A 19520-nucleotide genomic window follows, 5' to 3' on the forward strand; every position below is an offset into this window, starting at 1 on the left:
CTTTGATGTCAGTGTGGTGGGAAGCGCGTTGCGCTCGGGTCAAAGCAGTTCGTAGAAGTCGCGCAGCTGCCGGGTGCGGTCGCGCGCGAGGGTGATCAGGCAGCGCATCTGCGCGCCGTTGCGCGCAGTGCCGTCGGAATTGAGGGCGTACACCGCCTGGCAGTCGTGGTCGCGCAGCTGCATCCATGCGCGCTGGGCCAGCACCAGTTCCTGTTCGGCGTTGCCGCAGTAGCTGCAGCTGCCGCCGTTGGCCGGCGTGCGCAGCTGCCTGCGTGCCTGGGCGTAGACGGCATTGAGTTCGACGTCGGCGGCCGCTGCCACGTCCGAGGCGCACAGGTCGCTCTCCATCGTGGTGGTCGGATGCGCACAGTCGATGCCTTCGGCCTCACGGTCGGACGCGGCGGCAGCGCCGCACAGGCCGGCCCACAGCACAACGCTGGCGAGGACGCGCGACAGGCTCATGACGCGGCGGCAGCCTGCACGCGTGCCAATGCCGCGTCCATCGCATAGCGGTAGCTGTCGGCGCCGAAGCCACACACCACGCCAACGGCCTTGTCGCTGAAATAGCTGTGCTGGCGGAAGGGCTCGCGGGTATGCGGGTTGGACAGGTGGATCTCGATGAACGGCACGGCCACCGCCGCCAGCGCATCGCGCAGGGCAACCGAGGTATGCGTGAAGGCGGCCGGGTTGATCAGGATGAAGGCGGTTCCGTCGTTGCGCGCGGCCTGCACACGATCCACCAGCACGTGCTCGGCGTTGGACTGCAGGCTCTCCAGCGCATGACCTGCGGCAGCGGCCTGGGCGACCAGCGCCTGGTCGATGTCCGCCAGCGTGGTGTGGCCGTAGACCTCCGGCTCGCGGGTGCCGAGCAGGTTGAGGTTGGGGCCATGCAGGACCAGCAGCTTCGCCATGGGATCCGATTGACGGGAAAGGGCGGCAGTCTGGCGGAAGCTGAGGATGCTGTCCAGTTCGGCGAAATTAGTGGCGTTTAAAACAATTGTTTGAAAAATGCCTTCGTCCGCGTGGTTGCGTGGTGGACGGGCGCGGGAAGACTTTCTATAGGAAGACTTTCTATAGATTAGATAGTGGAAATTGCGCGTGCCGACCATCCCCCATGCCGAGCCGCCATCGCCGGGCCGCATTACGTTCGACACTGCGGAGGTCGCCATGGCGTTCCTACACTGCGCCTACCCGCCATGTCGGCGTTCAGGATGCTCGCGCCGTGCCTATCTCCCCACGCTTGTCCGCACTTCTGCTGGCAATGCTGCCTTTGAATGCGCTGGCTGCCGAACAATGGATCGTTGCCACCGACCTGTGGGGCAACAGGAACTACCAGACCCTGCATCTGGACGTGCAGGGCGGGCGTATCGCCGGTCGGCTGGATGCCGACCCGGTCACCGGCACGCTGAGCGCCGGACAGATGGTGTTCACCGCAACGGACAGCCAGGGCCAGCGCTACCAGTTCGATGGGCGCATTGACGGTGCGCGGATGCAGGGACAGAGCGATCAGCCGGACACCAACAACCGCGACGCGCGTGCCGTCCACGCCTTCAGTGCCTGGAAAGTACCGGCGCGGGCCTCGACCGCACCGCAACGCCATGTGTTCACGCCGACCGACTATTCCAATACGTTCAGCGCCGACCGCGCGCCGGTGCTGGTGATCTGGCCGGGAGACTCGGTGCAGACCCGCACGCTGGATTCTGGCGGCGTGGACGAGAACGGCGTTACCCGTGCGCTGTTCGGCAATCCGCAGGTGGGGCCGTTCTTCGTGGTCGGTGCCGAACCGGGCGATACGCTGGCGATCACGCTGACCTCGCTGAAGCTCAACCGCGACCATGCCGACAGCCTGGATGGCCTGGTGGGACGCTTGAAGACGCCGCGGGTGGCTGCCGAAGCCAGCGGGCTGGGCAAGCCCGTGCGCTGGCAACTGGACCGCAGCAGGGGCGTCGCCCGTCCGCAGGGCGCAAGTGGTGGCCTGCGGCATTTCGAAGTGCCGGTGAAGCCGATGCTCGGCGGCCTGGCGCTGGCGCCCGGCTTCGGCTATCCACCCTTCTCCACCGGCGATACCGCCGATTTCGGCGGCAACATGGATTTCAACGCCGTGGTCGAAGGCAATACGGTCTACCTGCCCGTGCAGCAGCCCGGCGCGCTGATGTACCTGGGTGACGGGCATGCGTTGCAGGGCGATGGCGAAACCACGCAGTGGGCGCTGGAGACGTCGCTCGATGTGGAGGTGAAGGTCGAGCTGCTGAAGCAGCATGCGATCGCAATGCCGCGGGTGGAATCGGCAACGCAGATCATGACCCTGGGCCAGGGCGGTTCCAGTGATGATGCGCTGCGCATTGCGACCTCGGGCATGCTGCAGTGGCTGCGCCAGGCCTATGGGTTGACGTTGTCCGAGGCGACCCAGGTGCTGGGTGTAGCGGTGCAGTACCAGGTGGCCAACCTTGCCGGGCGCAGTGTTGGCGTGGCGGCGAAGTTGGACAAGGCGGTGTTGCAGGGGCTGAAGGTGCAGACGACAGCGGCACCGGGCGGCGGCGCCGTGAAGCCCGCTGCCAAGTGACCGTTGCCCTGTTGGCAGCGTGGGAAGGCGTATGAACCAGGAGTCCGTGATGAGTGTCGACGCGATCCAGAACCGCCGGGCTGCCTTCAGGGCACTTCATGCATCCGGTTGCTTCCTGCTGCCCAACCCATGGGATGTTGGCAGTGCCGTCGCGCTGGCGCGGCTGGGTGCGCAGGCACTGGCCACCACCAGCTCCGGCCATGCCTGGGCCCACGGGCAGCCTGACGGGGCGATGGGTCGCAATGAGATCCTCGCCCATCTGAGGATGATGGTGACGGCGACCGATCTGCCGGTGAACGCCGACTTCGAAGATGGTTTCGGCAGCAGCCCGGAGGCGGTGCACGAGAGTGTGTCGATGGCGATCGACACCGGCGTGGCCGGCCTGTCGATCGAGGATTCCACCGGCGATGCGGAGCATCCACTGCGCAGCATCGAAGACAGCGTAGCCCGGCTCCAGGCTGCGCGTCGTGCCATCGATGACAGCGGGCATGACGTGATGCTGGTGGGGCGCGCGGAAAACTTCTTTGTCGGGCGCCCCGATCTGGACGATACATTGGCCCGCATCCGCGCCTATGCGCAGGCGGGTGCGGATTGCCTGTATGCGCCTGGCATCCGCAGCGCAGAGCAGATCCGCGCCGTGGTGAGTGCGGCCGCTGGCAAACCGGTCAACCTGCTGATCGGTTCGCCCGGGCAGATGACGCTGCAGCAGGCGGCGGGCCTCGGCGTGCGCCGGGTCAGTGTCGGCGGTGCGCTGGCCCGCAGTGCGTGGGCAGGCTTCCTCAGGGCATCGGAGCAGATGCTCGGCAGCGGATCATTCGACGCACTGCCGGGCACCCCGTCAGGTGCCGAGCTCAACGGGCTGTTCAAGCCGTAAGCGCGTGCGGGCTAGTGGGGCGGTGCCGGCGAGGGCGGCATCCTGCCGAGCGCTTCGCGTACCGCGCGCTGCAGTCCCTGCACATGGAACGGCTTGGCCAGGAACGGCGCACGACGATGCCTGACCGGCACCAGCTGGTCGTATACCGCCGAAGCGAAAAGGTAGGGGATGCCGAGCTCGAGCAGCCGATCGGCAACGGGAAACACCACGCCGTCACGAAGTTCCACGTCCAGCACAGCGCCATCGAAGTGGCCACTGTCGAGCATGCCCAATGCCTCGAAGACACTGTTGGCGTGGGCGATCTCATTGCCTTCGTCGGTCAGGGCCTGTTCCATCAGATCAGCCAGATCGAGCTGGTCTTCCACGAGGAGCAGGCGCGGTAGCGGCGTGGGTCGTTCATTGCTGCTTTGCATGGTGTGTTGTCGTGCGAATGCTGCGGTGGTGCGTAGAGTTTCTGCTTTCCGGCATCAAGGCCATGGCTGCCTGGTGTGCTTTCGGCGCGAAGGCGCAACTGTGATCTGCGTGATCTGCTGTTGGCCGTGGCCGCCCTCCCTGGCGGCATCGGCCATGCGTCTGCCAGGGAATCAGGCGGCCTGTGCAGCCCGCGCGTTGCCACCACTCTTGGCCAGCAGGGTCAGTTTCTCGTCAGTGGCCTTTTCTTCTTCCAGCGTTTCCAGCAGCAGCGGCAGTGCCTCCTTGTAGCCCAGCTGCTTGGCCAGGGCGGCGATGGTGCCGTAGGAAGCGATCTCGTAGTGCTCGACCTTCTGTGCACCACCGATCAAGGCGGCGTCGCGCACCGGCCCTTCGTCGATGGTATCGATCACTTCCTTTCCTTCCTCTACCAGGCCTTCCATTGCCGCGCACTTGATGCGCTTGAGGCGGATGCCCAGCAGCTCGGCAACCCGGTCGATGCGTTCGATCTGGCCCTGGGTTTCTTCCAGGTGCGTCTCGAAGGCGGCGTTGAGCTCAGGGTTTTCGGCAGCGCGTGCCAGGCGTGGCAGCGCCTTGGTGAGCTGCTTTTCGGCGCTGTAGATATCGGACAGTTCGTGGATGAACAGGTCTTCTGCGGTCTTGATGGCCATGCGTCGACACCTTTGCTGGGGGAGAGCGGTGACCTTACGTGGGCGTCCGTTGCAGTCCGGAGCAGGCAGGGTGAACGCTGCATGGAGGACAGGGGCTCCCACGCATGCAGGGGCCTCACATGAGCCGCGCGACAGCGTCCTATCGGTGATGCTGTTGCCCGCATGTCCGATAGTTACTATTGGAAACTAACGAGATCAAGAGCCCCCCTCATGCACACCCATATCGTTGTCGCCCACCCCGAACCATCCTCGCTTACCCACGCCGTAGCGGCACGTATCGGCGAGGCCATCGTCAACGCCAATGCCGGCAACACGGTCACCAGCGTGGATCTGATGGCTGAAGGATTCGATCCTCGCTTCAACGCGCAGGACCACGCCTTCTTCCGTAGAACCACAGCGCTGCCGGCCGATGTGGCCGCCGAGCACGCGCGGCTGGATGCGGCCGACACGCTCGTGCTGGTCTACCCGCTCTACTGGTGGTCGTTCCCGGCGCTGCTGAAGGGCTGGATCGATCGCGTGTTCACCCAGGGCTGGGCCTACGACGAAGGTGCCGATGGCAAGGTGGAAAAGAAGCTGCAGCGGCTGCAGGTGCATCTGGTGGGTCTGGGCGGCGCCGGCCAGCAGATGATCGACCGGCGTGGCTATGGCGAGGCGATGAAGACCCAGATCGACCAGGGCATCTTCGATTACTGCGGAGCGCCGGTGCTGTCATCCACGCTGCTGCTGGATGCCGACAGCGGGATGGCCGAAACGCATCTGCAGACGGCGGTGGACATCGGACGTAAGATCGGAGCCCCTGCGCCCTGACGATCACCCTTGTCTTCCAGCCCTGCCGTGCCCGAGCCCCGTCGCCGCCTGACCCGCGAACAGCGTGCCCGCCAGCTGCTGGACGTGGCGTGGGCGCTGGTCGGCGAAGAAGGCACCGATGCGCTGACGCTGGGGCGTTTGGCGGAGGCGGCAGGTGTTGCCAAACCGCTGGCCTACGACCACTTCGAAACCCGCAACGGTTTGCTGGCCGCGCTGTATGCCGACTACGACCAGAGGCAGACCGTGGTCTTCGATGAGCGCATCGGCAGCGCGAAGGCGCGGCTGAAGGATCGCGCGCATGCCATCGCCTCCGGCTATATCGATTGCGTGCTGTCGCAGGGCAGCGAGATCCAGGACATCCTTGCTGCGCTGGCGGGGGCACCGGAGCTGCGTGCGGTGCGCCGTTGCTATCAGCAGGATTTCATCGACAAGTGCGCGCAGTGGCTGGGCCCGTTCGCAGCGGGAGAGGTCGTACCGGCCACCGGCCTCTGGGCCATCCTCGGTGCCGCCGAAACCCTGTCTGAAGCGGTGGCGGCCGGGGCGGTGGAACATGCGGCCGCCGAGGCCGAGCTGGAGCGCGTGATCGTCGCCATCGTCAAGCGCAGCACCTGAATCATGTGCGCGGAGCGACCTGGAGTTGCTCGACGCTGACCGGGGGCAGTTGCACGTCAGGCTGCAGATCCGGCAACAGCTGTCGCAGCAGCTCGGGCATCGCCTGCATCGCGGCACCATCGATGTAGCGCCACTGCGTACCGCCCACCGGCCGGATGGCGACCATGAAGGCGTGGCTTCTCACCGTCTGCGCGTCGACGGTGAACACCGTGGTCCGTGGCACGAAGCAGACTTCCTCGTCGCCGGCAGCATAGGTGCGGGTCGGTTCACCGACATCATCGCTGATGACCTTCACGCCGATGTCGTCGAGTGTCTTCATCGCATCGCGTGCGGCCTTCGCATAGGCCGCATCGCCGCCGGCAAACCGCTTCACGCTGGGATGCGTGCGCGCAATCATGGCATCGGTATCGCCGCTGGCGAACGTGGACAGCAGCGATTGCACATCCTTTTGCAGCGCGTCGGTCTCGGCAGGAGTGAGTTCGCCGGCATGGGTGAGTGCAGCGGCGAACGTGCAGAACAGCGCAAGCATCCAGCACAAGAGACGTCGATCCATCAATGGGGTACTCCTTCGGGCGCTGGACTATAGAGCGCATCGCCTGTGGTGTCTGCCCGGTCTGCCCGTCACACACGCTGGGCCTCGGCCGCCGCGGCAAGGGCAAAGCCTGCATCAAGCTGCGCCCGCACCTGCTCATCGCGCGACGCACGGGAATCAGCGCCCAGCACCACGTTGATCAGGCGCAGTGGCAGGGCGTGCCCAGCGCACCTGCGACGGGCGGTGGCCGCCAGGCAGAAACCTGCAGCCTGGGTGTAACCGGTCTTCAAGCCATCCACACCGTTTTCGCCGAGCAGGGCGTTCTGGTTCGCCTTGTGCAGGGTGCGGTGCGCGAAGCTGCGCTGTGCGGTAATCGCAAGCAGGACGGGGTAGCGGGCAAGCAGGTGGGCGGCCAGCATCGCCATGTCGCGTGCAGTCGACAGATGGCCCGGGGTAGTGATGCCGGACGCGGAGATGAAGTGCGTATCGTGCAGGCCCAGCGCCCGCGCGTGGTTGTTCATGTGCTGCGCGAACGCCGCCTGCGATCCAGCCAGGTGACGGGCCAGGGCGAGCGCGGCATCGTTGCCGGAAACCACCATCAGGCCCTCCAGCAGTCTGCCGAGGGCGATGCGTTCGCCGGGCACCAGGCCCATCCGCGTTTCATCGTCGGCCACGTCGTGTACGTCGCGCGGATCGATGGCGATCGTGTCCGACCACGAACCGCCCGACTGCGCGAGCAGGTCATACGCGGTGTAGGCCGTCATCAGCTTGGTCAGCGAGGCCGGCGGTCGTCGCAGCTCGGCGTGCTGCTGCTGGAGGATCTCGAGGGAGAGAGCATCGATCGTGATCGATGAAACAGGGGAACGGGAAGAAGTCATGGACTGCATACGGCGACAGCGTAACGGCGCGCGCCCGCGCTGGATGACTGTTTCTGAAATATTGAAATGATATAACGTAGCAACTAAAGCCGGATCACCTCCTTCCTGCCGGAACTGCTGATGAAAGAAACGATCCTGGGGCGCTGGTTGCGACCGGCCTTCCTCACCGCGCTGGTTGCCATCGCCGGTTGCCACAACGAGGTACGCACCGACAGGCCGGAACCGACGCAGGGACGGCCGCACAACGTCATCGTGATGATCAATGATGGCGCCGGCTGGGGTACCTGGGACGCCGCCGCCTACTGGCAATACGGCAGCCGCGAGGGCGCCCCCTATGCCGACTTCCCGCAGCGGCTGGCGGTGACAACGTTCCCGCTCAACGCCAGCAGCCAGCCTACGCACGATGCGGCGCAGACTCTCGGCTACGACGCGCAGAAGGCATGGGACGCCACGCCCGTGCCTGCGGCGGATCTGCCCTTCGCTGGGTATCAGTATCTGGCTGCGGTAGCCACCGACAGCGCGGCGGCCGGCACGGCGCTGTCCTCGGGAGTGAAGACCTACAACAACGCCATCAACGTCGACAATGACGGTGTACCGGTGGAGTTCAACACCCTGCGTGCCAAACGCCTGGGCATGGCCACCGGCGTGGTGACCTCGGTGCCGTTCGCGCATGCCACGCCGGCTGCCTTCGCTGCGCAGGCCGAATCACGCAACAGCTATCACCAGATTTCCCACCAGATGTTGGCCCAGGGCCACATGGATCTTGTGATGGGTGCCGGCGGCCCCGGCTACAGCGTCAATGGACGAGCCTGCGTCGACGGGCCGCAGAGCCCGGTGGCCGAGGGCTGCGGGAACCCGTGGGAGTGGGTGTCGCAGCAGGATTGGCAGCAGCTTGAGGCGGGCACGGCCATTGCCGGAAATCCATCGGGGCCGTGGCGGTTGATCCGCAGCAAGGCCGAGTTCGTTGCACTGGCGCAGGGCCTGATGCCCTCCGACCGGCCGCTGATCGGTGTACCGCGCGTGGCCAACACCCTGCAGCAGGCGCGCCAGCTGCAGGTGCTGGGTGAAGACGCGAGCGCACCATCGGGAGTGAAGAAGATCGACAGCGTGCCGGACCTGGCGACGATGACCCGCGGCGCGCTGCAGTTCCTGCAGCAGCGCTCCAGTAAGGGCCTGTTCCTGATGATTGAAGGCGGTGCCACCGACTGGGCAGCGCACACCAGCGCCTGCGGCACTGAATGGCACTACGGCGCCTGCACCGGGCAGCCGCAGTTTGGCCGTCTGATCGAAGAGACCGTCGAGTTCAACGATGCCGTGTCGGCGGTCATGGCGTGGATCGAGGAGAACGGTGGCTGGGAGCGCAACCTGCTGATTGTCACCACCGACCACGACAACAGCATGCCGATGGGCCCGGATGCACAGCAGGTGGCCTTCGAGCCGGTACGCAACCATGGCCGGGGGCGCATGCCGGGCATGAGCTTCCGCCCTACCGGCAACCATTCAAACGGCCTGGTGCCACTGTGGGCCAAGGGCAACGGCGCCGAACTGCTGGGCAAACGCGTGCGCGGCATCGACCAAGGTTATCGCCAGCATGTGTGCTTGAACGACGGCAGCTACATCGACAACACCGATGTGGCCGCCGCGATACAGGAAGCGCTGCAGCGACGTTGACCGGCCGGGCACCCGCCTGCACGACGCCTGCACGTTCCGCACATGCGGGCATCGTCATCGTGAGCTGATGGATTCCGACATCCGCATTGATGGCCGCGTGTTCGCCTATGTCTTTCCCTGTGCCTGGGAGGACTACGCGAAGATTGGTTTCTCGCGCGATCCGCTGGGCCGGATCAGTGCGCTGCATCGGCGCTGGTTCGAGTTCTTCGATCTGGAAGCGGGTGCGCTGGTCGAGGCCGAATCCGAGCGGGATGCGCGTGACCTGGAACTGCAGTTGCGCCGGCCCTTCAAGCTGCATCGTGCGCCGGCACCGATGACGGTGCAGGACAAGGCCGGTGGGCGCACCGAATGGGTGCGCGGGGCCAACGCCGCATTGGCCGAGGCTGTGCACGCGCTGGCACAGCAGGGCTATCGCACCTATTCGCTGCGGCCGTGGCTGCGGGCGGCGATGGTCCAGCGTCTGGACCGGCTGCATGACTGGGCCGCAGCGCAGGTGCCGGAAGAGGAAAGCCTGCGCACGCCGGTCGGTGTGGCCGCACTGCGCGAAGCCATCGATGCGTATCGCGCGCTCGCTATCGATCCGGAGCCGTGGTTGCCGGAGCACCTGCAGCGCGGCTGGTGACACTTCCCGAGGTGGCCGGGACGTTGGCCGGCCGCGGTGCCTGGCGCGCATCGGGCGCTGCGGGAACCGGTTCGGCCAGGCGCTGAGCGAGGGCAACGTTGGTCACGTGACCCTGCAGGAACAACAGACCGCTGAAGATGTTCATGATCGTGCCTCCACTTGAGTGGAATGCACGATACGGGCAGCATGGGGGCGCAAAAAGCGACATTTCCGCAAGGTCGACTTGAGAGGAATTCAAGGCTTATGTCCCGCCCACCGCTGCATGCCCTGCAGGGCTTTGTCGCTGCCGCACGACTGGGCAACCTGTCCCGCGCCGCCGCATCGATGAACCTGACGGTCAGTGCGCTCAGCCATCAGATGCGACAGCTCGAGGAACGCCTGGGCCAGCCGCTGCTGATCCGGCAGGCACGCGGTGTGGCCTTGACCCTGGAAGGACAGCGGCTGCTGGAGCAGGTCGGGCCCCATCTGGATGCGATCAACGACGCCTTCCAGCCCTACGCCGCGCGACCCGAGCATGTGCTCACCCTCAGTGCCGTGCCGTCGATGGCCAGCGCATGGCTGGTGCCACGGCTGGGCAATTTCGTGGCGGCGCATCCACAGATCGAAATCAATCTGCAATCGAGCGAACGATTGATCGACTTCGACAGGCAACTGCAGTTCGATGCGGCGCTGCGGCTGGGCAGCGGACAATGGCCGGGGCTGGTGGTCGAACCATTGTTCGACGAATGGCTGCTGCCGATGGCCAGCCCGGCACTGATCGAGCGCATGGGCGGCATCGGCCACCTACCGTTGGCGCAGTGGCCGCTACTGGGGGACCCCGACGGTGCGTGGGGCGCTTGGTTCGCGCTGATCGGGCAGCGCCCACCCGCGCGGTACGTGGCGGTGCTGGATGATTCCGAGGCCCACCATCGCGCGGCGCTGGATGGCGTTGGTGTTGCGCTGGGACGGGTCACGCGGGCGCGGCTGCTGCTGGATTCCGGCCAGCTGGTCGCGTTGTCGGACCTGCGCCTGAAAACCGCATGGCCGCATTGGCTGGTGTACCCGCAGCGCTCGATACGCCACCGTGGCTTCCTGGCCTTCCGCGAATGGCTGCACGCGCAGGCCGCCGAGCACGTGCGGCACATGCAGGCCGCAGACGCGGGGTAGCGCCCGTCGCGCAGGCGCGATGCTGTGGCGTGCGCGTCAGCGCAGCAGCGTGACCGCCTGCCCGGCGCGTGCGAAGGCCTCGCCCAGCAGCGGCCCGGCCTTGATCGCCTGCACTTCCGTGAACAGTGCCTGCAACGCTGCCGTGGGCCGTGCAACGGGCGCTGCGACTGCCTGCTGGATGACGGTGAAACGATCTGCCAGCACGCGATGGCCGGGGTGTGCCTGTGCCCAGGCCTGCAGGGGTTGGCGTACGCCGGCCGCTGCATCCAGCCGCTGCTGGTCGAAAAGTGCGATGGCGGCGGCCGAAGTATCGGCGCGTTCAATCGTGGCCTGACGCAGCTCACGGCTGAGGAACAGATCGTAGGCGGCGCCGCGGCCCACTGCGATGCGCAGCCCGTCGCGATCAAGGTCTGCCACCCGTCGTGCCGAACTGTCATCGCGCACCAGATAGGTGCCTTCGATCTCCACATAGGGCGCGCTGAAGGCAATGCGGTCGGCGCGCGCCGGGTCCACCGCCAGGAAGGCCAGGTCCCACGCATCGTCGCTCGCCGCTGCCACCACCGATGCGGCCGAGTCGTGGCAACTGAAGCGGGGCTGCACACCCAGCCGCTGTGCCAGCGCGGTGGCCAGTTCCACCGATGGCCCGCGTGGTGCATCGGCATCGCCCTGGGCCAGCACCGGGTTGCCGAGGTTGATGGCAACGCGCAGGTAGCCGAGCGGGGTCAACGCGTGGCGGTGATGGGCCAGGGACATGCGCGGTTCCAGCTCGGTGTCGGGCTGCCCAGCATGCCACCTGTGGCCGTATCGTGTGCTGTGCAGAGAATCCCATCCTGCACGTTGAAGTTCCCGTTGCCGACCTGGACCGTGCCATGGCGTTCTACCGGCAATGGCTGCAGGTGGACATCGATACGCCGATCACCGTCCATGACTGCCGGATGGCGTACCTGCCATTCAACGATAGGGACGCGGGTGCCAGCATGGCGCTGGTGCACGGCGCGGACTACCTGCCGTCGGAGCAGGGCCCGCGCATCTACCTGGGCGTGGACGATCTGGATGACAGCCTGCAGCGTGCCCTTCAGGCTGGCGCGGTGCTGTGCTTCGGCCCGGACGTGGCCGGGGACTGGCGGGTGGCCGAGATCCGCGACAGCGAGGGCAACCGGATCGCCCTGCAGGCGCCCGTAACCCCATAGCCCAGAGGTCAGCAGCCGAACATCGCGTGGCGCTACACGGACGCGGCCCGCGACCGCTGCAGCCAGTCGGCGATGGCCGGATCCAATCGCGGATCGTCCGGAAGGCGCATGCCGAAGCCCTGCTGCAGCACCTCGCGCACGTCCTGTACATCACGCAGCGGGCGCTTGGCCGGCACATGGCCCGGGCGATATTCGGTGTAGTTGCCGCTGCCGATGGTGCGTCGCCAATCCGGTCCGGTCAATGATGCACGCAGTTGGCCAGGGAAGCTCGACTGCGGATGCGTACACACGTACCAGTTGCCCACTTCGTTATCGATCGGCGCCGGTGGCTGCAGGTCGAAACGGTACAGCGGCCGCCAGTCGTCACCGGCCTCAGAGGCGAGCATGTAGTCGCCATCCTCCAGCCGCTGCACGCGGTAGCGCTCATGCGGTGTGTCCTGGACTGCGGTCTCATGCAGGCGCAGTGGCACGGTCGGGGTCAGGCTGCCGAAGCCGGTATCGACCAGCCAGTCCTCGCCCAGCAGATGCACCCGCAGCAGCAGGTGCGTACGCGCGGTCAGCTCGCCCTCTGCAGCCGACAGCAGCACCCGCGCGCTCAGTGGTCGCGCATCGAAACCCAGGGCCTGCAGCAGGGCCAGGAACGCGCCATTGAGCTCGAAGCAGTACCCACCGCGCTGCGCGTGCAGCAGCTTGTGCTGGACGCTGTCCAGGTCGATGGCGACCGCGTCGCGCAGCAGGCTGGTCAGGGTCTCGAACGGCAGCAGGGCGTTGTGGCGCTGCTGCAGCAGGGTCAGCCCGGCCAGGGTAAGCGGTGGTGGGGCATCCAGCTGCAGGCGCTGCAGGTAACGGGAGACGTCGACGGACATGGCAGGCACCACGGGCAGGGGCCTCCACTGTGCTACCGCAACCGGGGTTGAGGTCAAGCGCGGCGGCGCGGTGTTGCCTCTAATGAGACTTTCTGGGTGAGGCGATCTCTTTGACTACCAGGTTCAGGGATTGGAATCAGCATGAACTCCTCGCGCTCCTTGCCGCGGATGGTCCTTCCAATTGCATCGTAGCTCTGCATCGCAAAGAGGGATACGCGGGTTGTAACGGCGCCCATTACTGCTATCGGCACGCCCACAACGATTCCCGCCCAAGAGCCGTGCATGGCGGAAAGAAGGCCTTCCAACAGGAGGAAACTTCCGAACAGATAGAAGACGGTACCGGCCGTTGCAGCGATGTATCGCCAGCGGCGTTCACGTGAAGGCATATGAAACTCGATGCCAGTGCCGTCCTCGCTGCGCCGTGCCAGCGTGCTGATGCCTCTGATATGGCGCCATTTGATGCTTGGTGAGTAGCGGCGCATGAGACTGGAGTAAACCAGTCGCTCCTCGCGTTCGACGAGCAAGCCATGGCGCTGCCGAAAGGCCTCTTGCAGCAAAGACTCCCTTACCCAACTTGCTTCCAGATCATTCTCCGACTGATCGGCAATCTTCAGGAAGTACTCGCGATCCCGGTGCTTTGATTCCCTCCATCGGTGGAAGCTATCCATTGGGGGACCTAGGAACCAGCGCAAGACAGGCGCAAGGACAACTACGAGAGCGCCGATCCCGACGGGGATGCCAAGGGTTTGGATCTGGGCGAGCACTGTGCTGCTGAGCATGTTTGCGATTGCTCCGGGCTAGGGCTGTATGAAATGCCTTTCTATCAGCTGTGATTCTCAGCAGTTGAGAAATGAACATCTGCTTTGTCATCGCCTCGTCGCTTGCCCGCCGTACAAATCGCAAGGCTGGCCCGGCGCTGAAAAACGGCGCTAAAGTTCTTCTGCAACCGGTCGATACAGGTGCGTCCTTCCGCCTGGAGTCTGTCATGTCGGCCGTCGTTCCCCACCTTGGGTCCCTGCGTAGCCGCGTTGTCGGGTTGCGTTCCCGTTTCCCTGGCCTGCTGCGCTGGCTGCAGCCCCATCGGCTCAGCGTCGCCGACAAGCTCAAGGCGACCCTGCTGGTCTGCAGCCTGGGCCTGGTGGCCATCGCCGCCGTCCACGCCTGGACCAGCCATGCGAGTACGCAGTCGGCCCGCGACCAGGCCAGCTACCAGCACGGCAGTGACCGCGTCGCTTCGCTGGCAGCCCGGGTGGCCGAGGCCCGGCGTCTGCAGACCCAGTATGCGCGCAGTTTCGATGATGCGGACCGCAGCCAGTTGCTGGCCACGCAACAGATGTTGAAGCAGGACCTGCAGGCGTTGCGTGGCATGCCGATGGACGCGGGCCGGCGCAAGGTGCTGCAGGCGATGACCGAGGCCGTCGATGCATTCTCACAGGGCATCGCCGCGTTGTTCGAGCGCGTGGATGAGATGGGACGCGGCGACGCTGGTCTGGCCGCACAGCTGCAGCAGGCCGCCGACGCACTGCAGACGCAGGTGGATGCGCTGGAGCGCCCAGCGCTGTCCCTGCATGTGCAGCGGATGCGTCGTCAGGAAGCGTTGCTGCTGCTCGATGGCGATTCCACCCACGCCGATCGTGCCAGCGAAGAAAAGCTGCCCTTCGACCTGGCGTTGGCCGGCCTGCCCGCCGACGTGCAGGAACGCGTACGCAATGGCATGGAGGCCTACCAGGCTGCATTGCTGGGCTATACCGCCGCGCGCGTCGGCCTGGACGTGGAGGCGCAGTCGCTGCTGGAGACCGCGGCGGCCGTGGGCCCGGCATTGGCCGCCTTCCAGCAGGCCCAGGTTGCAGCACTGGAACAGGCACAACTGCGCCAGCGATCGGGTGCAAGGATGGCCAGCGTGCTGTTCGTGGCTACCCTGCTGCTGGTGGCCGGCGTGCTGATCACCAGCCTGGTACTGGTGGTGCGCGCGGTGCGTCGACCGATCCAGGACACCCTGCGCTTTGCAGGCGATATCGCGGATGACCGGCTCGACACCACGCTGCGCGTGCACAACGCCAACGATGAGATCGGCCAGCTCGCGCAGCGTCTGGTCGACATGCAGCAGCGCCTGCGTGCACGCACCGAGACCGAACGCGCGGTGGCACGCGGCAACACGCGCGTACGGCAGGCGCTGGACAGCGCCCAGACCGGCCTGATGGTGGTTGATGCGGAAGGGCAGGTGGCGTACGCCAACCCGGCGTTGCTGCAGCTGCTGGCGCTTCCCGCAGAGACATTGCTCGGCAGCGACGCGGTCCGCCTGCATCCGGCGCTGGCGGGACTGATCGGTGTCCGTCAGCGCGAAGAGCGTGAGATCGGCCACGACGGTATCCGGTATCAGTTGATCGCCAATGCCATCGTCGAGGACGATCACTTCCTTGGTGTCGCGGTGGAGTGGCGCAGCCGCGCGCTGGAAACGCTGCTGGAAACCGAAGTGGCGGCGCTGGTCGATGCGGCAGCGCATGGCGAGCTGCAGGGTCGCATCGCGCTGGACGGCAAGCAGGGGTTCGTACGCACGCTGTCGACCAGCATCAATCGCCTGCTGTCCACTTTCGAGACCAATCTGGGCGACCTGCAGGCGCTGCTGGCCGCACTGGCACGCGGTGACTTGAGCGTGCGCATGGAGGGCGACCTGCAGGGCGTGTTCGCCCGCATGCGTGACGATGCCAATGCCACTGTCGCGCAGCTGGGCCACATCGTCACCCGTATCCAGCAGGCCACTGTGCGCCTGGATGTGGGCGTGGGCGAGATCGTTGCTGGCCATCACGATCTTTCCCAGCGCACCGAGCAACAGGCGGCCAACCTGGAGGAAACCGCGGCATCGATGCATGAACTGACTGACACCGTTGGCCGCAATGCCGACGCCGCGGGGCGTGCTGACGGACTGGTGCGCGACGCCGCCAAGGTTGCCGAGCGTGGCGGCACTGCGGTCGGCCAGGTGGTGGCCACCATGCAGGGCATCAGCGCGTCGTCGCGGCGCATCGGCGACATCATCCAGCTGATCGATGGCATCGCGTTCCAGACCAATATCCTGGCCCTCAACGCGGCAGTGGAGGCGGCGCGTGCAGGCGAGCAGGGTCGCAGCTTTGCGGTGGTGGCGGCCGAAGTGCGCTTGCTGGCCCAGCGCAGCGCGGATGCGGCCAAGCAGATCAAGGGACTGATCGAGGACTCGGTGGCACGGGTGGGCCAGGGCAGTACGCAGGCCGAGCAGGCGGGCACCACGATGGACGAGATCGTCAGCAGCGTGCAGCAGTTGGCCGGGTTGCTGGCGGGTATCCGCAGTGCCTCGCATGAACAGCATGCGGGCATCGCCCAAGTGAACCAGACGGTCGTGCAGATGGAGGCCAGCACGCAGCGCAATGCGAGCCTGGTGGAAGAGGCTGGCGCATCGACCGCGCAGATGCAGGCCCAGGTGCAGGCGCTGGCCGAAGCGGTGGCAGCGTTCCGACTACAGCCCGAGCGCCGGGCGCGGGCGGCGGCGTGATGGCCTGATCGCCTTCGCCGGGCATGGCCCGGCGCTACCGTTGAAACCCATGACGGGTAGCGCCGGGCCGTGCCCGGCGAACGGACTCAATACACGTCGCGCCGGTAACGTCCGCTTTCCAGCAGCAGTTCCACCGCTTCATCGCCCAGTGCCTCGCGCAGCACCTGGTCCACGCCTTCGGCCATGCCATGCAGTGAGCCACATACATGGATCACTGCACCGCGTGCCAGCCACGTGTGCAGTTCATCCGCCGCAGCGCGCAGGCGATGCTGCACGTAGCTGCCATCGTCGATATCACGCGAGTACGCCTGATCCAACCGCAGCAGGTGCGCGTCAGCCTGCCATCGGATGATTTCCTCGGCGAACAGGAAGTCGTGCGCGCGCTGGCGCTCGCCGAACAGCAGCCAATGACCGTGCTCACCGTGATGCGCAGCTTCGCGCAGCAGGCTGCGCAGGCCGGCGATGCCGGTGCCGTTGCCGATCAGTACCATCGGCGTGCCTGGCTGCCGATGGAAGCCCGGGTTGCGATGCACGCGGGCCGCAATCCCACCCTCCAACGGCGCATGCAGCGCCAACCAGCCCGAGCCCAGCCCCGCGCGACCTGCTGCGTTGTGGAGCAGCCGGACCACCAGTTCCACCTCGCCATCGGCGGCGCATGAGGCGATGGAGTATTCACGCCCGGGCAGTGTTGGCAGGCCTGACAACCACAGGCCTGCATCCTGCACCTGCACTGCACTGCCGGGTTCGGGCAGCACCTGCTCGCTGGCCAGGTCCAGCAGCGTTTTCGTCTTGCCGTCGATCAGTACCGGTTGCAAGGGATCCAGGCCATGCGCCCGCAGCAGAGTGTGCACATGCCCCGCATCGTGGCGTGGTGCGATATGCAGGATGTCGCCGGCCTGCCAATCGACATCAGCCGGCGGTGCCAGGCGAATCTTCCATATCTGGCCACCGACGCTGCCGGCGTTGAGCAGGGTGCGGCCGAGCAGACGCCAGTCGTGCATCACCGTGGCCGTTGGCAACACGCTGTCATCGGTGTCGATGCCGGTCAGCCCAGTCAGCTGCAGCTGCCACTGCCGCAGCGCCACCACCGAAGCAGCATCGACGTCGATGCGTGCGAACAACGGCTGCGCGCCCGCGCGGGCCAGCCAGTCGTCCACCTGCAAGCCGAATCCGCAGAATTGATCGTACTGATGGTCGCCCAGCGCGAGCATGCCGTAACGTAGCCCGGAAAGGTCCGGCATCTGTGCCAGCAGTTGGCGCGCGCTGCGCCGTGCGTTGTCCGGGGGCTCGCCATCACCAAAGGTGCTGAGCACGAACAGCGCCTGTGTGGTGGCTTGCAGCTGCGCGGCAGTCACGCGCGCGAGCGGCAGTACCTGCACCCCGTGGCCGGCCGCCTGCAGCTGTGCTGCCGCACGCCAGGCCAATTGTTCGGCGAGGCCGCTCTGGCTGGCATGCACCACCAGCCACGGTATGCCTGCGGCGTGGGGTGTTGCTTCCGGAACGGTCTGCCGCAGTGCGCGCGCGGCGCGCTGGCCGCGACGGCGGTCCAGGTACAACAGCCAGCCGGTGATGAAGAACAGGCACATGCCCAGGCTGCTGAGCATCACCACGATGCGCCCGGGCATGCCGAAGAAGCTGCCCGAGTGCAGGGCGAACATGCTGGTGGTGAGCTGGCCGCCGGCACCCTGGCGTGCGTACGGGCGAGCGTCGAGAACCGCGCCGGTGGCCGGGTCGAGCTGCAGCAGGTCGTGCGCACGATCATGGTGGCCGCCGCGCTGCGCGGGATCCGCCGACATCACCCGCACATTGAGTGCTTGGCCGGGCTTCTCCGGCAGGCGCAGGTCGATGAAGCCCTGGCGCACACCGGGCAGCGCATACAGCGTGGCCTCGACATTGTGCAGATCCAGGGACAGATCCGTGGCGAGTCTGTGTTTGGCGGGGGGCGCGACACCCAGCAGCTGGGTCAGCCCGTTGCGGTACCAGTCGAACGACCACCACAACCCGGTCAGCGCGCTCATCAGGTAGATCAGCAGCACCCAGGTACCGATCACCGAATGCAGGCTCCACAGGAAGCCGCGGCCCGTGCGTGCCCACTCCACGGCCAACCAGCTGCGCCACTGCCGCCAGCGACGTGGCCAGCGCAGGTACAACCCGGACAGGGTGAAGAACAGCAGGGCGATCGCACAGCTGCCGGTGATCCACGAGCCGCGCTCGCCGGCAACCATATGGCGGTGCAGGTCCTCGACGAAATCGAAGAAAGCCTGTCCGCGCAGCGCGCTGAAGCGCTCACCGCTGTAGGGGTCGAAATACACCCAGTGGTCCTTGCCACCGGCAAAGCGTGCGACAGACGGCCGCTGGCCGCTGGCATCCACCCGCAGACGCTGCAGCGGCCGCTCGCTGCCCGCCTGCAGCAGCGGCACCAGTTCACTCAAGGCGAGCGGTTGCTGGTTGTCGGCATGGTGTTCGGCGATCGCGGCGAAACCGGGGTTGGCCGCACGCAGCAGCTCATCCTCGAACGACAGGACCGCACCGCTCAGGCCCATCACGGCCAGGATGGCACCCGCGCTGATGCCCAGCAGCCAGTGCAGTTGGAACAGGACGTTCTTGAACATCGGGATCGAGGGCCGTCGAGGCTGCCGCCCGCATCCTGCGCAACAGCAAATGAGAATTAATCTCGTAATTCTCCGGGTCCCGGGCCGCTGCGGTCAAGGAGGGTTTGCCGGCAGGGCTGCGCCCTGCACCCGCCGAGGCCAAGGCAACGGCAACGGCAACGGCGACGGCAACGGCAAAAGCCGGGTTCCTGTGGGATGGCGGGGTGGGTCCGGTTGCGGGGGACGCCGTGAACCTGTGGTGGTCAAGTACTTCTGGACACTCTCAAGGGGCGTTCAGGCCACCTGCGCTTCGTGGAGCGCAGGTGGCACAAGGCCGTTGGCACTGTGCAGCCGACGGTGGTTGTACCAGTTCACAAATTGTTCGATGTCTGCTGCAGCCTCCTGTCGAGTGGGGTATTTGGAGTACAGCCATTCGCCTTTGAGGGTGGCAAATACCCGTTCCACCACCGCGTTGTCCCAGCAATTCCCCTTCCGGCTCATGCTCTGGGTGATGCCGTTGTCGCGCAGGATCTCGGCCATCGCGTGGCTGGTGTATTGCCGCC

At 66.2% G+C, this 19520-nt stretch carries 20 protein-coding genes; 9 read left to right on the top strand and 11 right to left on the bottom strand.

Going from position 1 to position 19520, the window contains the following annotated elements; genetic code table 11:
- Positions 1-39: 39 nt before the first annotated feature.
- Together GIW57_RS11175 and aroQ are read right to left on the bottom strand one after the other, a co-directional pair.
- Positions 40-462 (bottom strand): lysozyme inhibitor LprI family protein, encoded by a 423-nt coding sequence (locus GIW57_RS11175; RefSeq protein WP_089237270.1) that lies wholly within the window; start codon positions 460-462, stop codon positions 40-42.
- A complete protein-coding gene (gene aroQ, locus GIW57_RS11180; RefSeq protein ID WP_100462212.1) occupies positions 459-911 on the bottom strand; it encodes a type II 3-dehydroquinate dehydratase in 453 nt (150 codons plus the stop codon). The genes GIW57_RS11175 and aroQ overlap by 4 nt, the downstream gene beginning before the upstream one ends.
- A 311-nt stretch (positions 912-1222) precedes the next feature.
- On the opposite strand from aroQ, the gene GIW57_RS23770 reads away from it, so the two are divergent.
- Both GIW57_RS23770 and GIW57_RS11190 read left to right on the top strand, forming a co-directional pair.
- Positions 1223-2563, top strand: coding sequence for an acetamidase/formamidase family protein (locus GIW57_RS23770; RefSeq protein WP_236510737.1), 1341 nt, complete (start codon positions 1223-1225; stop codon positions 2561-2563).
- Positions 2564-2609: 46 nt separating this feature from the next.
- Positions 2610-3437, top strand: a complete 828-nt coding sequence (locus GIW57_RS11190; protein ID WP_236510772.1) for an isocitrate lyase/phosphoenolpyruvate mutase family protein — start codon at positions 2610-2612, stop codon at positions 3435-3437.
- A gap of 11 nt (positions 3438-3448) precedes the next feature.
- Here GIW57_RS11190 and GIW57_RS11195 read toward each other — a convergent pair whose 3' ends face one another.
- Together GIW57_RS11195 and GIW57_RS11200 are read right to left on the bottom strand one after the other, a co-directional pair.
- The gene (locus GIW57_RS11195; RefSeq protein WP_100462214.1) at positions 3449-3850 is read right to left on the bottom strand and encodes a response regulator; all 402 of its coding nucleotides are present in this window, start codon (positions 3848-3850) and stop codon (positions 3449-3451) included.
- A gap of 171 nt (positions 3851-4021) precedes the next feature.
- Positions 4022-4519 (bottom strand): DUF892 family protein, encoded by a 498-nt coding sequence (locus tag GIW57_RS11200; RefSeq protein ID WP_236510739.1) that lies wholly within the window; start codon positions 4517-4519, stop codon positions 4022-4024.
- 210 nt (positions 4520-4729) lie between these two features.
- On the opposite strand from GIW57_RS11200, the gene GIW57_RS11205 reads away from it, so the two are divergent.
- Together GIW57_RS11205 and GIW57_RS11210 are read left to right on the top strand one after the other, a co-directional pair.
- Complete coding sequence (locus tag GIW57_RS11205; protein ID WP_100462216.1) at positions 4730-5326, top strand: NAD(P)H-dependent oxidoreductase; 597 nt, start codon at positions 4730-4732, stop codon at positions 5324-5326.
- A gap of 48 nt (positions 5327-5374) precedes the next feature.
- The gene (locus tag GIW57_RS11210) at positions 5375-5938 is read left to right on the top strand and encodes a TetR/AcrR family transcriptional regulator (protein ID WP_100462749.1); all 564 of its coding nucleotides are present in this window, start codon (positions 5375-5377) and stop codon (positions 5936-5938) included.
- Between the two features lies 1 nt (position 5939).
- On the opposite strand, the gene GIW57_RS11215 is transcribed toward GIW57_RS11210, so the two are convergent.
- Both GIW57_RS11215 and GIW57_RS11220 read right to left on the bottom strand, forming a co-directional pair.
- Complete coding sequence (locus GIW57_RS11215) at positions 5940-6491, bottom strand: hypothetical protein (protein WP_236510743.1); 552 nt, start codon at positions 6489-6491, stop codon at positions 5940-5942.
- A 68-nt stretch (positions 6492-6559) separates the two neighbouring features.
- The gene (locus GIW57_RS11220; RefSeq protein ID WP_236510744.1) at positions 6560-7348 is read right to left on the bottom strand and encodes a serine hydrolase; all 789 of its coding nucleotides are present in this window, start codon (positions 7346-7348) and stop codon (positions 6560-6562) included.
- Positions 7349-7468: 120 nt separating this feature from the next.
- Here GIW57_RS11220 and GIW57_RS11225 point away from each other — a divergent pair, with 120 nt between their 5' ends.
- From GIW57_RS11225 to GIW57_RS11235, 3 genes are all read left to right on the top strand, one after another.
- The gene (locus tag GIW57_RS11225; RefSeq protein WP_236510747.1) at positions 7469-9019 is read left to right on the top strand and encodes an alkaline phosphatase; all 1551 of its coding nucleotides are present in this window, start codon (positions 7469-7471) and stop codon (positions 9017-9019) included.
- Positions 9020-9086: 67 nt separating this feature from the next.
- The gene (locus GIW57_RS11230; protein ID WP_236510749.1) at positions 9087-9641 is read left to right on the top strand and encodes a GIY-YIG nuclease family protein; all 555 of its coding nucleotides are present in this window, start codon (positions 9087-9089) and stop codon (positions 9639-9641) included.
- 243 nt (positions 9642-9884) lie between these two features.
- Positions 9885-10787 carry a LysR substrate-binding domain-containing protein gene (locus GIW57_RS11235; RefSeq protein ID WP_236510752.1) on the top strand — a complete coding sequence of 301 codons (903 nt, stop codon included), beginning with the start codon at positions 9885-9887 and terminating at the stop codon, positions 10785-10787.
- Positions 10788-10823: 36 nt separating this feature from the next.
- On the opposite strand, the gene GIW57_RS11240 is transcribed toward GIW57_RS11235, so the two are convergent.
- On the bottom strand, positions 10824-11540 hold the full coding sequence (locus GIW57_RS11240) for a transporter substrate-binding domain-containing protein (protein ID WP_236510755.1): 717 nt from the start codon (positions 11538-11540) through the stop codon (positions 10824-10826).
- Positions 11541-11593: 53 nt separating this feature from the next.
- Here GIW57_RS11240 and GIW57_RS11245 point away from each other — a divergent pair, with 53 nt between their 5' ends.
- Positions 11594-11977: a VOC family protein gene (locus GIW57_RS11245; protein ID WP_329605755.1), complete on the top strand. Its 384-nt coding sequence runs from the start codon at positions 11594-11596 to the stop codon at positions 11975-11977.
- Between the two features lie 32 nt (positions 11978-12009).
- Here the strand turns inward: GIW57_RS11245 and GIW57_RS11250 are convergent, their stop codons facing one another.
- On the bottom strand, positions 12010-12843 hold the full coding sequence (locus GIW57_RS11250) for an arylamine N-acetyltransferase (protein WP_100462225.1): 834 nt from the start codon (positions 12841-12843) through the stop codon (positions 12010-12012).
- A gap of 53 nt (positions 12844-12896) precedes the next feature.
- Positions 12897-13622, bottom strand: a complete 726-nt coding sequence (locus tag GIW57_RS11255; protein WP_236510760.1) for a hypothetical protein — start codon at positions 13620-13622, stop codon at positions 12897-12899.
- A 206-nt stretch (positions 13623-13828) separates the two neighbouring features.
- On the opposite strand from GIW57_RS11255, the gene GIW57_RS11260 reads away from it, so the two are divergent.
- Positions 13829-16366 (top strand): methyl-accepting chemotaxis protein, encoded by a 2538-nt coding sequence (locus tag GIW57_RS11260; RefSeq protein ID WP_236510763.1) that lies wholly within the window; start codon positions 13829-13831, stop codon positions 16364-16366.
- An 86-nt stretch (positions 16367-16452) separates the two neighbouring features.
- On the opposite strand, the gene GIW57_RS11265 is transcribed toward GIW57_RS11260, so the two are convergent.
- Together GIW57_RS11265 and GIW57_RS11270 are read right to left on the bottom strand one after the other, a co-directional pair.
- Positions 16453-18978 carry a sulfite reductase flavoprotein subunit alpha gene (locus GIW57_RS11265; RefSeq protein ID WP_236510766.1) on the bottom strand — a complete coding sequence of 842 codons (2526 nt, stop codon included), beginning with the start codon at positions 18976-18978 and terminating at the stop codon, positions 16453-16455.
- A 273-nt stretch (positions 18979-19251) separates the two neighbouring features.
- Positions 19252-19520, bottom strand: a 269-nt coding sequence (locus tag GIW57_RS11270) for an integrase core domain-containing protein (RefSeq protein WP_236510769.1), incomplete at its 5' end; no start/stop codon positions are given.

The sequence above is a fragment of the Stenotrophomonas sp. PA-6-5C genome (genome assembly GCF_021605635.1).
GTDB lineage: Bacteria > Pseudomonadota > Gammaproteobacteria > Xanthomonadales > Xanthomonadaceae > Stenotrophomonas > Stenotrophomonas lactitubi.